The organism is Dysgonomonas reticulitermitis, from assembly GCF_054601275.1.
Map to the genome: position 1 here is coordinate 245,663 of NZ_BAAHWU010000001.1, position 14,547 is coordinate 260,209.

Consider the following 14,547-nt stretch of genomic DNA (forward strand, 5'->3'; position numbering starts at 1 on the left):
CTGTTCACTGTAAAAGCGCTGCTGCGCACCACATGATAGGTGCCTGCCCGTGCATATCGCCTGTTTTTCGTTTACGGTCGAGATAGTACTGGTAATCGTTCTTCCGGTTTGTACCCTCGCATACGTTGGAAATGTCGCCGTCTTCGTTTATGTAGTCTATCAGTGCGATCCATGCTTTGCGTGCTACCGGAGTGTATTCTTTCTTGTCGAGCCAGCCGTTTTTCACGCCTACAATCATAGCATAAGTAAACATAGCCGAACCGGATGTTTCTACCCACGATTCGGGTTTGTCTATCAATTGGCCCCACAGGCCATCGGCACGCTGGTATTCTTTCAGGCTTTTCATCATTTTCAGGTACGAAGCCATGATAGCCGGGCGGTCTTTATTGTCTTTCGGTACCGAGGATAGCAACTCGCTCATTCCGGCGGCCATCCAGCCGTTGCCTCTTCCCCAGAAGAAAGGGGCGTCGGGTGAGTGGTAGAACAAGCCGTTCGGCTTTTGTATGGTATCGAGGTAAACTACCATTTCATGGGCGGCACGGTCAATATATTTGCGATCTTTTGTGGCACGGTATGCCTGCGACTGCACCATGGTGATCATGTACATATCGTCTATCCAGTAACGGGTGTGCCATGTGAGGTTTTTATCTAGTAGTTCCTTATAGATTTGCTTCTTATCGGCTGCTGCATTTTCGGGCATGGTCCATTGTCCGTCGGCAAAGTACAGGCCGAGATCGAGATACTTCTTATTTTTGGTCAGCATATATAACTCGAAAGGAATAGAACCAAAGACTGTTGCATCCACGTGGACAGGCTTAGGTACAAGATGCTTTTCCTCACTGAAGAACGGCTGAAAACGTTGTTCGAGTTGGACGAGCAGGGTTTTATTTTGGGTTACTTCCCCGAATTTCAAAGCGCCATACCATGCACAAGTTTCCGGATAGGTAATTGAATTGGGTGGCGCCGGCGGTCTGAAACTGTTGTGCGGACTGGCCACAAAGCGGTTTGCAACCAATAAACCTATGGTTTTCGGGTCTTTGCCTTCCGGCCACGATTTCAGATCCTGACCGTGTGTGATAAGACTGAAAACAATAAGCAATAGAAATAGGAATGGTTTTTTCATGGTTAGTCGACTATTTCAAATATTTTTGTAGAATCAGACTGGTATTTATAAGCAGGAAGTTTTTCAGTTAATTCGAGTTTAATCACTGAGGCTATTTTATCTGGAGCGTTTGCCGGAAGGTGTATAAGAATACCGCCGGCAGTATTTTCCACTTTCAATGTAGAACCGTTTTGCAACAGTCTGGCCTGTTTACCTTTATAATTAGTCTTTAACAACAGCTTACCGTTTGCAGGCCATTCTGTTACTGATAAATATAAAATCGTACTGTTTTTATTGTCTTTACGTGTGCAGTAACCCCATTCCGGTTTTTCGACCGGGCTTCTGAGTGTACCGTAAATGGCTTCACCATTCATTTTCATCCATTTCCCCATCATACGCAGCCCGTCTATGCTTTGATGAGGAATTTCACCTTCAGGAGTCGGGCCTACGTTCAACAGGTAGTTACCTCCTTTGGATGCGATATTGATCAGGTTGCGGATAAGTGTTTCGGGTGTCTTCCAGTTTTGGTCGTAACTCTTGTAGCCCCACGAACTGTTCATGGTCATGCAGGTTTCCCAGTCGCGCCCATCGAGTTCGCCCGGATCGGGTATCTTTTGTTCAGGTGTTTTGTAGTCCCCTGGGAAGTTAGGGCGTTTTAGCCTGTCGTTGGTTATTACGTTCGGATAGTTTTTCAATACATTGTTGAGCTTTGCGGCAAACTCATCGGTCATCTGAGTAGGAGTATCCCACCAGATAACAGCTACATCACCATAGTTAGCCAGTAGTTCCTTTACCTGTGGGACAGAAACTTCGTTGATGTATTGCTCCATAGACTTTGTTTCTTGTGCAGGATCCCAATGGCCTTTATGCGCGAGGGTATAGGCATCGATACGTGCCGAATCGGGATTAAGCCATCCTTCGTTCATCACCTTGCGTGCAGCCGACCCGCCCGGATTGTTCCAGTCCTGCGCCTGTGAATAATAGAAACCCAGCTTCATTTTATGCTTGCGACAAGCCTTAGCGAGGGCATCCAGTACATCTTTCTTGTAAGGGGTAAAGTCTACGATATTGAATTTGCTGGCGTTGCTTTTAAACATGGCAAATCCGTCGTGATGCTTGGCGGTGATAACTATATATTTCATTCCGGCTTCCCTGGCCAGCAGTACCCACGATTCGGGGTCGTACTTCACCGGATTGAATGTGCTTGCATATTGCTGATATTCGGCAACGGGAATTTTACAGCGGTTCATGATCCATTCGGCTCCGCCACGGCGTTGCTGATGGCCTTTGTACATGCCTCCGAGTATAGAATAGGGCCCCCAGTGGATAAACATGCCGAACCGGGCTTCGCGCCACCAGTCCATTTTATCTGCTTTGGTTTGTGCCTCGATATTGATATTGGATAAGATGAGGCATAGTAGGATCGATAAGGTTAATTTTTTCATGGTCGTTAGTTATGATATGTCACAAAAGTAAAAGCCTATTGTAAATATCGTTTGTAATAATTGTTCAATTATTTGTAAAAACTATTCAAAGTGATTTCTCATTGCTGATTGTCAGCTGTTTTTATTTAAAACTTCTTTTTCTTTCTAACCATCTTTACTGCTTTTTCGCCCAACCTGTCTTTCAACTGTTGATAGTACAGGCTACCAGGTGTAACGGCCTTATCTGCATGCTCGATCCATCCGTCTCCTACCGACTGAAAACCTTCGTATCTGAAGTTACTGCGTGAGACTCCATTAATGGCCCTGATAGTGGATTCGCGGCCACTTTCGGCCCACTGATCTTTTATAAGACCGTTGCTCCCGATGGCAAAGTTTTGTGCTGTGGGTGGTTGCATGGCCATAATAACGGGTGCGCTGCAATTCCAGAAAACGATCTGAGCTCCTGACCATCCGTGGCCTGAACCGTACCATCCGCGGTTTACGGCTAGCAAAGAACCGTCAGGCCCCTTGATGGTAATGTTATCGTAAAGACAGCCTGCCGCCCATCGCTGATGTGGTTCGCTGGAAGCAAAGGTCATATCGCCGTGACCTTCGACAAAGGCATTGGGCCCCGCCACACTGGCCCCAAGTACAAATTCGTGACGGTGGTGGCTCGAATAGCAATGCTCAAACAAGCACATCTGCCCCCATACCGAATAGGCGTAGCGGCGCCCTCCGGTGATAATGGATATCGGATTGATAGCCGAAAGGCTTTGTCCGGTGATAAATTTGGATGTACGTGACGTCCATACGCAGCAATCGAAATGCTCTACACTGACATTGCGTACCCATGCGTTTTCCACGGCATAACAGAAAGCGAAATTATTCGCATGATTCTCATCACAGAAATATTCACCGATGTTTTTGTAGACCTGTTTCACGCTTTCGTCGAACAGCGACACACCGTACATATTTTCCACTCCGCAGTTGGAAATACGTTCGGGAAAGGAATATTTATAAACCCGTGCTCCGCCGAATTCTTTTTGCAGGGCGTTGACAACCGGTATATCCAATGTAACCTTATCTCCTTCTACAGATACGATCCTGCGCTCGAACAACAAGTCCTTGCTGCCCGGTTGCCACTGTTTTGTTCCGTTCAGTTCGGTTTTATTTCCGTATGTGCGATAGCGGAGGAACGAGTCGTAGGTTGTTTCCCCTTTGAGAGGGCGTGGGGCGATGGAGTCCATACCGATGACGTGTATCCATGCAGCGGTACTGGGACGGTGAACGACGATATTATCACCAGCCTTGAATACTTTGCCAGCGTTTTCAACGTGTATAACTTTGCTGCCCGAAGGTACGTAATCGTCAGTAATGGCCTGCTCGGATGCCACGATAGGGGTAAGGTCTTTGTTTAAACCGATCTCGATCACATTGTACCGTTTTGGAGAGGTAGCCAATAGTATTGTACCGTTTGTTTTACTGTCCCCTTCACCACGGAGGACAATACCGCCAGTGGTTATTTTCAGCGGTTCGGATATGCGGTATATTCCTTTCTTGATGAGTATTGCGCCTCTGAACCCATCCTTTTTCATTTGCAGACGCGAAACGGAATCGATCACGGCCTGTATGCGCGGGTGGTCGTCTCCTCCGGATGGCCTCTGTATAATGGCTGCGACGGGAACATCGGGAATGGGCACGCCCCCACCCATGTATCCACAACCCGAAAAATCAGGGATGATATCCCCTTTGTCGGTATAAGGAGTGTACTCCAGTTTGCCGTTCTTCATCTGAACGAGCTTGCTCTGTGTCTGGGCATATGTCTTCCCGTAAGAGAGGCAGGTCAGCACCGAGAACAGGATTGCAGTTTTTAAAATGTTTCTTTTCATATTTTAGTATAGTTATCGGCTGTTAGCTAATAGCTGTTAGCCCGCATTATATTGCTAAAAGCTCTATTTATTAATTTTTTTAATAATGGGCTGTACTGTATTATCCGGAACACTGATGTTTTCTACCGTGGGATCGATCACATCATCCATCACTATGGCATAGCGTTCATCGGGTTGTTCTACTTTGATCGTGCAATTTTTCAGTGATGCGTCTTTCACATGGCGGAACCAAAAGCCGAATGCAGGCTGTATATTTAGATCGCCAACGTTGTACTTACCCACTCCGATCTCAGGAGGCGAGGCGTTCCGGTCTTCTGCCGGGTGGCCTCCTTTGACAGTCAGATGGATATTATTGAGTTTTATATTTTTGATATAGCCCGTATGCTCACCGTTCGGGAGCCTGAAGTTAAGCCCGCCTTCCACCTTATCATTGTCGGGCAGCTTGTACCCTGCGATAATCGGGGTGGCTTTGTTTTGTTTGCCATCGTAAGGAGTCCATCGTTCTCCGCGGAACGAGCTTCCGGCATATGCTTCGGCTATTTCCACATTGTTCAGTACGATGTTTTCCACCTGCCCTATATTTACATTGGTGCATAGCAGTTCGTTCCTTGTTTTGCCGTTTTCATTGAATGAGAACATTTCTACATCGGCGCCTATTACTCTTGCCCTGTTGGAAATGGAAATGAAAAAAGGTGCACGCGTGCGAAACATTTTCGAAGTATGGTGCAACGGGCCCGTATGTCCTGTATTGAGGAAGACGTTTTTTATGTGGCCTCCGTCATTGGTAGAGATGGAGAAGCCTGCCTTGTTGGATCCCAATACGTAGATGTTGTCGACGTAAATATCCTGAATGTCGTCAGCCGTTTCTGAGCCTATCTGAAACAGGTTGCAGTTGGTATCGCCTATGATGTTTCGCACAATGTAATCCTTCGCAGGACGGGTAAAGCCCAGAGAGCAGTCGGCGCCCAGCTTGACAATATCGTCGGAGCTGACCTTCGAGTATATATTCCGTGCGATAACGTGGCTGCAACTCATAAAGTCGTAAATGTCGCGGGCATTACCCGATGCTTCTTTGGCAAAATAACTATCGTGTACGTTGATGCTGTCGGAACCTGTAGCCAGCAGTACAAAGTGTCCGCCCTGATCGATATGCAGCATATTGTCTATCGATGCCTCCCCAATGTAATACGGTTCGTCCGTGGCAGGATCGTACCATAGGTCTTTGCCATTGTCATAGCCGCCTATTTCGATATTCTTACACAACTTGAATGTGAACATCTTGTCGGCTCTTTTGTCCGGCTCATTGTCCATCACCCGGTCGGAGGTTACCAAGTTACCATCACCCGTGATACGCCCGTTTCCGAATATCTTTATATTCTCCTGCCGTTCGGCAAAGAACATCGTATTTCGGAAGAAAGTATGACCTACATCCTGTTTGGTGAGGTAGTTCTCCGGATCAGAATAAGGGCGCTTGTCTGTTGGTGATAACCCCGAACGGTAGGCCTTGTCGCTGAACCATGTGACTTCGGGCGCATCGCTGCCCCTGAGGGCTTTCAATGTGGCATTCTTGCCGATGTGCAGCCACACATTGCTTCTGAGGTGCGCCGTGCGGATATTGTATGTTCCTGCCGTAAAATACAGGATGCCTCCACCCAGCGAATGAACGTGCTTGATTGCTGCATTGATGGAGTCGGTATCGTCGACGATGCCATTACCTTTTACACCAAATGATTTTATGTCGAATTTGCCTGTATTGAAGTGTATGAGATTGGATTCACCGTTGTTTATACCTCCGGTTACTATTATTTTAAATGTATAGAGTTTATCGGGTTGAAGTCCTGATATTTTCGCGGAATTGACGTTCATCACTGCATTTTTTACCTTCGACCAGCTTTTGCCTTTGTCGGTGGATTGTAGTAGGGCGATCTTACCCGAAGGGGCTGTCCAATTTAGTTTTACTTCATTAAATAGAGCCGGATCTTCTTTGTATGTGACCATATTCGGTAGATCACGCCGCAGGTCGGTAATCGTATTCACTGCTCTGACGGTTGCTATACTCATCGGAGTACCGGCGCTTTTATAAACTTTTGGCTGCGAAGTGATATATTCCGAACGGAATACGTAATCTCCTGTTTTATTTAGCTTTATATCTTTTATTCTGATTTGCAGGTCGATACCGTTTAATGGACGCAGGTCGATGTCGGTGAATGTGACGACTTGTCCGCCGTCGGAAAGACCGGAGATATTCACTTGTCCTACTTGCCGGTATGGATAATTTGTGCCTGCGCGACCTATCGATTGTTTGGGCAGATCGCGCAGGCCGACTTCACCTCTGCCGATAACGTTTACCGTGGTATTGCCCGGCGTCACGTTTATCCCTTTTGGAATATAAATGTTGATAGTGGCTGCCGGTGTGCGCTGTCCGGCTACAAAGTCGAGAATAATATCGGATTCTACACCGGCTGTTACTTCTTTCCGGTGAACGGTGAGGATAGGTGACAGGGCTTTTTCTTCCAGAGCGATAGTATATCCTTTCTTGGCTGTTTTCAGTCTATCACCTGTTTCCAGCAGCGTATCTCCGGATTTGATTTTTCCATTCCGGTCATAAATAGTATAGCCTGTCAGATGTAACTGTTCACCGAGTTGATTCGCTGTCAATCCCGTAGAAAGAAGGCCTTTGTCTTCGGGTGTATCTACTGTGAAGCGATAGGTTGTACCGGTAACCAGATAAAGGGTGTCTTGTGTTATCCGTACTATATTAGGCGAATGGGAAATATTGAAGGGTGAAACAGCTGCCTTTACCGTATATACCGATAATAAGTATAGAAGAAAAGCGACGAGAAGATATTTTTTCATATTCTCCGGTTTAGATTTACGGTGTAAAACTATATCAGGAAAAATATTTTTATTTGTAAGAACTGTTCAAAAGGTTGAAGAAATCGATCAAAACATTCTTTTTGTTTGTTCTGCACGCTTTCTATTTACTATTTACAGAAGTAATAAATCATTAATAACGCGAATCAATAGTCAGAGAAGTTGTTGCTCATTTAATTGATTTATAATCAATGAATTAAAACGAAATATAAGCTCTTCTATATAACGCCTAAGTTGCTAAGCAACTGATAACTACTTTGACTCCTTTAACTACTGATTGGTATTAATAGTTATATGCAACTTTACATCTCTACCTTGCCATGTACCCATTTATGTATTGATTTAGTTTATCAATTTGACCTAAATTTATAAAAAAATGATCAAATATTACAAATGAAAATCTGTTTTCGACTCTACTTTTGAAATAGTAATATAAAGCAAATATATAAAAGCAAATATATAAACCTTATTTCTCGTACCCTTTATAAAGATTACCATGAAAGAAACCATGTTTTATTGTGACATGTGTTGCAATTACCCCATTAATGAAATCAGAATTATTCGTTGATAAAATCTATTCATGCAAGTATGTGTTCGCAAACACTAAAAAACAATTTATAACTAAAAATCTTAACTAAATGAAAAAAAAGGAAACAATATCCAAATTGCGGAGCAGATGGCTCATCCTACTATTATTTGTCTTATGTCTGAGTCAAAATACTTTTGCCCAGACATTTAATATTACGGGAGAAGTCAAGGATGCATCGGGAGAACCTTTGATAGGCGTTACGGTTACCTTAAAGGGATCAAACAAAGGCGTTATAACAGATGTGGATGGTAACTTTAAGATAACATGTAGTAAAGGCAACGTCTTGAGATTCACATATACGGGCCATATCGCTCAAGAAGTGAAAATCGAATCTGAAAAAAAGCTGGAAGTTATAATGATCGAGAACTCACTTGATCTTGACGAGGTTATTGTTGTCGGATATGGGGTACAGAAAAAGCGCGACATAACAGGAGCTATTGCTTCTGTCGATTCTAAATCGATAGAGGAAAAATCTCCGGTTAATATTTTTCAAGCTCTTCAAGGCGCCGCGCCGGGTCTTCAAATTACTTCGGCATCAGGGGCGCCGGGAGCAGAGAACATGGTAATACTCCGTGGAGCATCTACATTCTCTGATGGTGGAGTTGCGCCTTTGTATATTGTGGATAATGTAATAACAAGCAGCATTGACAATATAAACCCCTCCGACGTCAAGTCGATAGAAGTGCTTAAAGACGCGGCATCTGCATCCATATATGGAGCACGTTCGGCAAATGGTGTTATAATTATTACGACGAAAGCCGGAGAAGCCGGAAAACCCAAAGTAGATTTGAGTTATTTAAGAAGCTATCGTTCTATGGCAAGAAAAGTGCCACAAGTAAATAATTTTGAGCGTGTACTCAATTTACAAGCTACTAATTTTGACGATCCATCTAAAACTCTGGAAAAATTTGGAGTAGTAACCGATTCTGTCGGGATGACAAATAGTGAAAACAACTTTTATCAGGATCTTTTGACTCAAACAGCCATCAGGAATGATTACAAAATTAGTATTAGCGGAGGGCAAGACAGGATAAAATATTTGGCGTCGTTTGGTTTGGTCAATGATGAAGGTATTATCAAAACCAGCTATAATGACCGTATTACCGGACGCTATAATATGGATTTCCAAGCATGGCCTACTGTAAAATTTACAACGAGAGTTAGTTTCAGTAACATGAAAACAAACAGTATTAGCGAGGGTAACGTTTTACAAACATCGATGAGGCGTCCTACCAATATGATAATATATTATCCTGACGGGTCATTTGCCCCGTATTACGATATGGGAGGAAACCGAAACCCCGTGCAGGAACTCTATGGGCGTGAAAATAAAAGAGAAAGATTCCAAGGAACTATTTACCAAGGAATGGAATGGAATTTAACGAAAAATCTTATACTATCGGCTAGCGCGCAAGCCGATCTTGGCTTAACCAGATATACCCAGTTCACATCTAAAGAACTGGATTCTAACGCAAATGAAGATTTGCGTAAAAACTCATCATCTGATAAAACAACATTCAATCAGAAATATGCAGGAGATATGTTTCTTGCTTATAGTAAAACCTTTAATTCCGACCACAATCTTTCTGCTATGATCGGAACGAGTGTTGAGATGGGGAAAAGCGAATATTTAAATTTTGCCGGAAGTTATCTCGTTACGGAGGCTATCCAGACCATGAATATGGTAACGGCCTGGGATTTGGCTAACACTTATACATCCGGGGAAGAATATGCCATTGCCAGTTTTTTCGGGCGCTTGTCTTATAGTTACAAAGGTAGATATCTATTTAATTCCACAGTGCGCAGGGATGGCTCTTCTCGCTTCGGACCAAACAAACGATGGGGGACATTCCCTTCTGCTTCATTAGGATGGCGTTTCTCTGACGAACCGTTTATGTCTTGGGCGACTAACATACTTACTGATGGGAAATTGCGTGGTAGCTGGGGGATTACAGGTAACGACCGCGTCGGATATTATGAATACCAGACCATGTTTACAGCCGGTAAATATAGTTATAATGGTATTGGTGGAGTTGTACCTGTTTCTACTTTTGGTAATCCGAATCTACATTGGGAAGAGACTAAGCAAACTAACTTTGGTTTGGACCTGACTTTCTTGAACGGACGCGCCGGTGTTATTGTCGACTATTACATCAAAAATACAAAAGATTTGCTTTCATCTATGAACTTGCCTTATACAACCGGATATGATGATATGCGTGTCAATTTGGCCAGCATTGAAAATAAAGGCCTGGAAATATCTTTGAACGGATATCCTGTGAGAACTAAAGATTTTATATGGGGCACTACAATCAACTGGTGGAAAAATAGAAATACGATAACAGATTTGGCTAAAGATGATTATGTCCAAAGCAATCTCTGGATGGTTGCAAAAGGAAAACCCGCGGGCCAATGGTATGGGTACAAAAATCTGGGCGTATATCAATATGATGTGAGTAATGCATATACAGAAGACTTCAAAACACGTTTGAATCCTGTATTAAAGAGAGATGACAACAACAATGTTATTATCGGTTTGAATGGACAACCCACCCTGTTAGGTTATACGCTACCCGATGGCACAGCGTATGCGGGTAGTGTCAAACAAATGAGAGTATCCGGAGAAAATATTGCAAAAGGTGGAGATGTTATTTGGGAAAACAGGCCGGATACCGATGGCAATTACGATGGTTATATTAATGAAGGGGATAAGTACATACTTGGAAATGCCAATCCTGACTGGCATGCTTCGTGGAATAATGACTTTACCTATAAAAACTTTACGTTTTCTTTCAATTTCTACCTGAGTTGGGGTGGTTTGGTTTATAATGGATTGAAACGGTACTATACAACATGGGGAGGTAATACACATATGCAACACCCCGATTACATCAGGACAGGATGGAAATATCAGGGACAGGATACACCTTGGTATGCATTAAATACGAGACAACGGGCAACAAATAATGCTAATACCGGAGAATTGAACAGTATGTACCTTGAAGACGCTTCATTCCTTCGCTTAAAAAATGTAAAATTAACTTACAATTTGAACAGTAAATATGTGAAAAAGACTCCGCTTCGCAGTTGCCAGGTATATGTATATGCCAATAACCTGTTGACTTGGACTAACTATTCGGGATATGATCCTGAAATTGGAGGAAGTGTGTTGACTCCGGGCAGGGATAATTCAGCTTATCCACGATACAGAGAACTTGGATTTGGAATTAATGTCGGATTTTAAACTGTTTAATCAAAAGTTTTAATAAAATGAAAAAATATCTATTTATATTGACAATGGTTATGCTAGGTATTACTAGCTGTAATGATTTTCTGGACAGAAATCCAATATCAGACATGTCTCCTACAACTTTTTTTACGACAAAAGGCGATATGCGTAGCTGGAATGCAGGAATATATAATGCTATGCAGCTTACTCTAAATGTAGCTCATTTATCTTGGGGAGATCTACGTTCCGACTCTTATGAAAGTACGGGTTATGCCGACTCTAATGATTTATATATAAACGGACTAAAAGCAAGTAATAGTGGTTACGCCAGTTGGAATAACTTATATTCTTGTATTGCAAGATGTAATATCGCAATTGAAAACTATCCTGAAATTCCTCAAATATTGGAGTCTGAATATTCTAACTATATAGGGCAGGCTTACGGTATGAGAGCATTGATGTATTTCTATGCTTTACGTGTATGGGGTGGCGTTCCCATCGTTACCAAGTCTTGGGATGGCGATGTTTCGAGTACGCAAATAGGAAGAGCCACAATAGAAGAAGTCAAAGCTCAAATCATGAGTGATCTTACCGAAGCCAAACGTTATCTGAACAATCCGACTGACAAATTTTATTTTTCCACAGCAGCATATTATGCTTTGAAAACAGATGTACATATGTGGTTTAAGGAATATGACGAGGCTCTGAGCACATCGGATTATTTCATAAATAACAGCAATTTTACACTGGTTAATTCTGAGATTGAATGGAAACAAATGTTTCTGACTCCTGGCGCTTCCAAAGAGATAATTCTGGCTGTAGCATGGGATTATGCTACAAATGGAGCTTCAGGTTGGCCTTCACAGCTCGGTGCATCAAATACCAATAATGGGTTTATGATGTCAAAAGCTATATTCGAAACGTTCATCGACCGGCTTCGATCCGGAAAGGGAACAGATAGCCGTTTCTGGAACACACTGGATACTGTGAAAATATTTTACAACACGAATCGTATTCCTCTTACTTATGCCTCATATAAAGGCACATCCGGAATAGAAAAGAATACAAAATATTGTGATGTCGATCCTAACAGGGTTTTCAATGCTAGTTATGGTGTTTATCAATCCCATTGGTTGGTACTCTCCACATCGAACGCCGCTGTTCAATTTCCGGTATACCGCTTAGCCGACGTACTCTTATTAAGAGCAGAAGCGTTAAACAAACTAAGTAGAGGCGCGGAAGCTCTAAACGTCGTAAACAATATACGTAAACGTGTAGGATATAAGGCTGACGCCGCTCAAGAAGCAGAGAGCACAGATAAAGCCAAAATTGAAAATATTATCCTTCAGGAGCGTCAGCTTGAATTTTTAGGCGAAGGTAAACGCTGGTTCGATTTAGTACGGACAGATAAGGTTATAGATATTATGGATCCTATTTACAAATTACGGCAATCTACTCCGGTAGGTTTTGGCGATCCCGGGCGTATTTTATTTCCTATCTATACCCGTGAGTTTGAGGCTAACTCCGCGTTAGAACAGAATTATCCTTATACTAAAGGAAATTAATATTTAATATTTATCAAAATAGAATAAAGCTATGATAAAAAAATATATAAGAATTACACTTGCTGTTGCCATTATTTCCTTAATATTCTCTAGCTGTGAAATTTTTGGGCTCAAGGTACAGGAATCTTATGATTACGACTACAATGCCGGACAATATGACAACCATATTAATATGACGGTGTGGGAATTTATAAACTCTCGTCAGGACTTGTTTCTTCTGATGAAAGAGGCGATAGAATATGCCGATATGCAGGATATGTATAACGAAGCGAACGCGACATATATATTGTTAGCTGACAAAGCTTTCAATTCAACAACAGCGGCCGATTTGAGTTATTTTCAGACGCATAAGCTGATAGATAACACAGGTGTTGCGTATGCCCCTATATCGATGACTCAATATCCTAAAAATGTAGTAAAAGAGTTTTTACTCTATCATATAGTGAAAGGAAAATATACATGGAGCAATCTGCCGCCATCGTCTGCATGGTATGGCACCTATGCTACGGCCGACACTGCTAAAGTGAATATGTACATCATTAAAGACCGTAATCCGAACATTGTCTTTAACAACTTTGGCGGTCATTATAAAAGTGCGATAAAACCACGGACGAGCAATCTGCTTTCAAATTCAGGGGCTTATGTACATGTTTTGGAATCTTGGATTGACAGGCCTACCAAAAATCAATTGGGACAGTAATTGAAAATTAAATCAGTATAATTATGAAATATATAAAATCGTTTAAATATATAAAATTCCTGCTTGCATCGCTTTATATTGTGTTTTCTACAAGTTGTACCGATGATAATTATGTACATATCGACTCGTTAAGTACAGACGGTGACGAATTTTATTGCAATCAGAAGGTAAAAATGTGGATGGTAGTTCGCTCCGACGATTTGATGAAGGTAGACTATGAATGGTCATGTGATGGAGGACGAATTACCCAGCCTCAAGGACTGGACGAAAACACATGGCAGGCTCCTAATGTTCCCGGAACCTATACTGTATCATGTAAAGTTACAGCAGGAGGTAAATCCGAAATCCGGACACACTCTATGTATGTATCTTCTTATTATTTTGAAAAATTCGAAAAACTACCTTTCAGTTTTTCAGCGCAATCCGAATCTACTATTACACCCAAAACTGAAACTGTAAATGGCGTCGTTAACGGCTATGCAGAGTTTAAAGGGAATTCTACAACGAATGCTTATCGTTACTTGAATAAAAACTTTAACGACTCGGAGTTAAAACTTCCTTTCAGTACGATGAGTAAAATAGGATTCTCAAGCAATATACCAAAAGACACGCTGAAAGTTGGAAATAATAAAGGGCCTCACTCCTTATATTATGCATGGGGATTTAATCGTGATCCGAAGAAAGCCGACGCTGCTTATCCAACTGAATTTCAGTTTGAATGGTATCCAAATAAGGATGGTAATGTCCCAAATATACCACCTCTTGTCACACCGCAAGGTAAATTTAATGTACGGCTGCGAATTAATTATTTAGATAACGGTATCGCAAGGAATATAGTTAGTTATCTAAGTGTAAACGAATTGTCTACTTTTGCGGACAAGATTTACAAGAAAGTTTCATTGAGTATTGATAAAGACTATCTGATACACGTGAACCTGGATGGCGTAGAAGTACTCAAATCTGATTTCTTACAGGTTTTCAGAAGAAATTTCGACTGTGTCGATGATGTTTATATCAACTGGTGGAGAATAGGATTCCCTGTCGGAGCCAGTAGAGAATTACCTGTTCTTTATCTGGATGATGTATACAGCATAAATGATGGAACAATATTGAAATAATCATTTTATTCAGGCTTATCCGTTAAATCTGTAATAGTACAGGTTTGGCGGATAAGT

Annotated in this window: 8 protein-coding genes; 4 read left to right on the forward strand and 4 right to left on the reverse strand. The window is 42.1% G+C overall.

Annotated elements, in window-relative coordinates:
- Positions 1-4: 4 nt before the first annotated feature.
- The 4 genes from ACYPZI_RS01030 to ACYPZI_RS01045 form a co-directional block, all read right to left on the reverse strand.
- A complete protein-coding gene (locus tag ACYPZI_RS01030) occupies positions 5-1,123 on the reverse strand; it encodes a glycoside hydrolase family 88/105 protein (RefSeq protein ID WP_459597736.1) in 1,119 nt (372 codons plus the stop codon).
- A 2-nt stretch (positions 1,124-1,125) separates the two neighbouring features.
- Positions 1,126-2,547, reverse strand: coding sequence for an alpha-L-fucosidase (locus ACYPZI_RS01035; protein ID WP_459597737.1), 1,422 nt, complete (start codon positions 2,545-2,547; stop codon positions 1,126-1,128).
- Positions 2,548-2,672: 125 nt separating this feature from the next.
- Positions 2,673-4,415, reverse strand: a complete 1,743-nt coding sequence (locus tag ACYPZI_RS01040; protein WP_459597739.1) for a pectate lyase — start codon at positions 4,413-4,415, stop codon at positions 2,673-2,675.
- Between the two features lie 63 nt (positions 4,416-4,478).
- Entirely contained in the window at positions 4,479-7,271 is a 2,793-nt protein-coding gene (locus ACYPZI_RS01045; protein ID WP_459597741.1) for a glycosyl hydrolase family 28-related protein, read from the reverse strand.
- 656 nt (positions 7,272-7,927) lie between these two features.
- Here ACYPZI_RS01045 and ACYPZI_RS01050 point away from each other — a divergent pair.
- From ACYPZI_RS01050 to ACYPZI_RS01065, 4 genes are read left to right on the forward strand one after another with little or no spacing between them, the layout of a single operon-like run.
- Complete coding sequence (locus ACYPZI_RS01050) at positions 7,928-11,122, forward strand: SusC/RagA family TonB-linked outer membrane protein (RefSeq protein WP_459597743.1); 3,195 nt, start codon at positions 7,928-7,930, stop codon at positions 11,120-11,122.
- A gap of 26 nt (positions 11,123-11,148) precedes the next feature.
- Positions 11,149-12,672 carry a RagB/SusD family nutrient uptake outer membrane protein gene (locus ACYPZI_RS01055; protein WP_459597745.1) on the forward strand — a complete coding sequence of 508 codons (1,524 nt, stop codon included), beginning with the start codon at positions 11,149-11,151 and terminating at the stop codon, positions 12,670-12,672.
- Positions 12,673-12,703: 31 nt separating this feature from the next.
- Positions 12,704-13,372, forward strand: coding sequence for a fasciclin domain-containing protein (locus ACYPZI_RS01060; protein ID WP_459597746.1), 669 nt, complete (start codon positions 12,704-12,706; stop codon positions 13,370-13,372).
- Positions 13,373-13,395: 23 nt separating this feature from the next.
- Entirely contained in the window at positions 13,396-14,490 is a 1,095-nt protein-coding gene (locus tag ACYPZI_RS01065; protein WP_459597748.1) for a hypothetical protein, read from the forward strand.
- Positions 14,491-14,547: the final 57 nt, after the last annotated feature.

Coding starts and splice junctions, on each gene's coding strand:
- ACYPZI_RS01030 (WP_459597736.1), bottom strand. CDS start 1,123: ATGAAAAAACCATTCCTATTTCTATTGCTTATTGTTTTCAGTCTTATC.
- ACYPZI_RS01035 (WP_459597737.1), bottom strand. CDS start 2,547: ATGAAAAAATTAACCTTATCGATCCTACTATGCCTCATCTTATCCAAT.
- ACYPZI_RS01040 (WP_459597739.1), bottom strand. CDS start 4,415: ATGAAAAGAAACATTTTAAAAACTGCAATCCTGTTCTCGGTGCTGACC.
- ACYPZI_RS01045 (WP_459597741.1), bottom strand. CDS start 7,271: ATGAAAAAATATCTTCTCGTCGCTTTTCTTCTATACTTATTATCGGTA.
- ACYPZI_RS01050 (WP_459597743.1), top strand. CDS start 7,928: ATGAAAAAAAAGGAAACAATATCCAAATTGCGGAGCAGATGGCTCATC.
- ACYPZI_RS01055 (WP_459597745.1), top strand. CDS start 11,149: ATGAAAAAATATCTATTTATATTGACAATGGTTATGCTAGGTATTACT.
- ACYPZI_RS01060 (WP_459597746.1), top strand. CDS start 12,704: ATGATAAAAAAATATATAAGAATTACACTTGCTGTTGCCATTATTTCC.
- ACYPZI_RS01065 (WP_459597748.1), top strand. CDS start 13,396: ATGAAATATATAAAATCGTTTAAATATATAAAATTCCTGCTTGCATCG.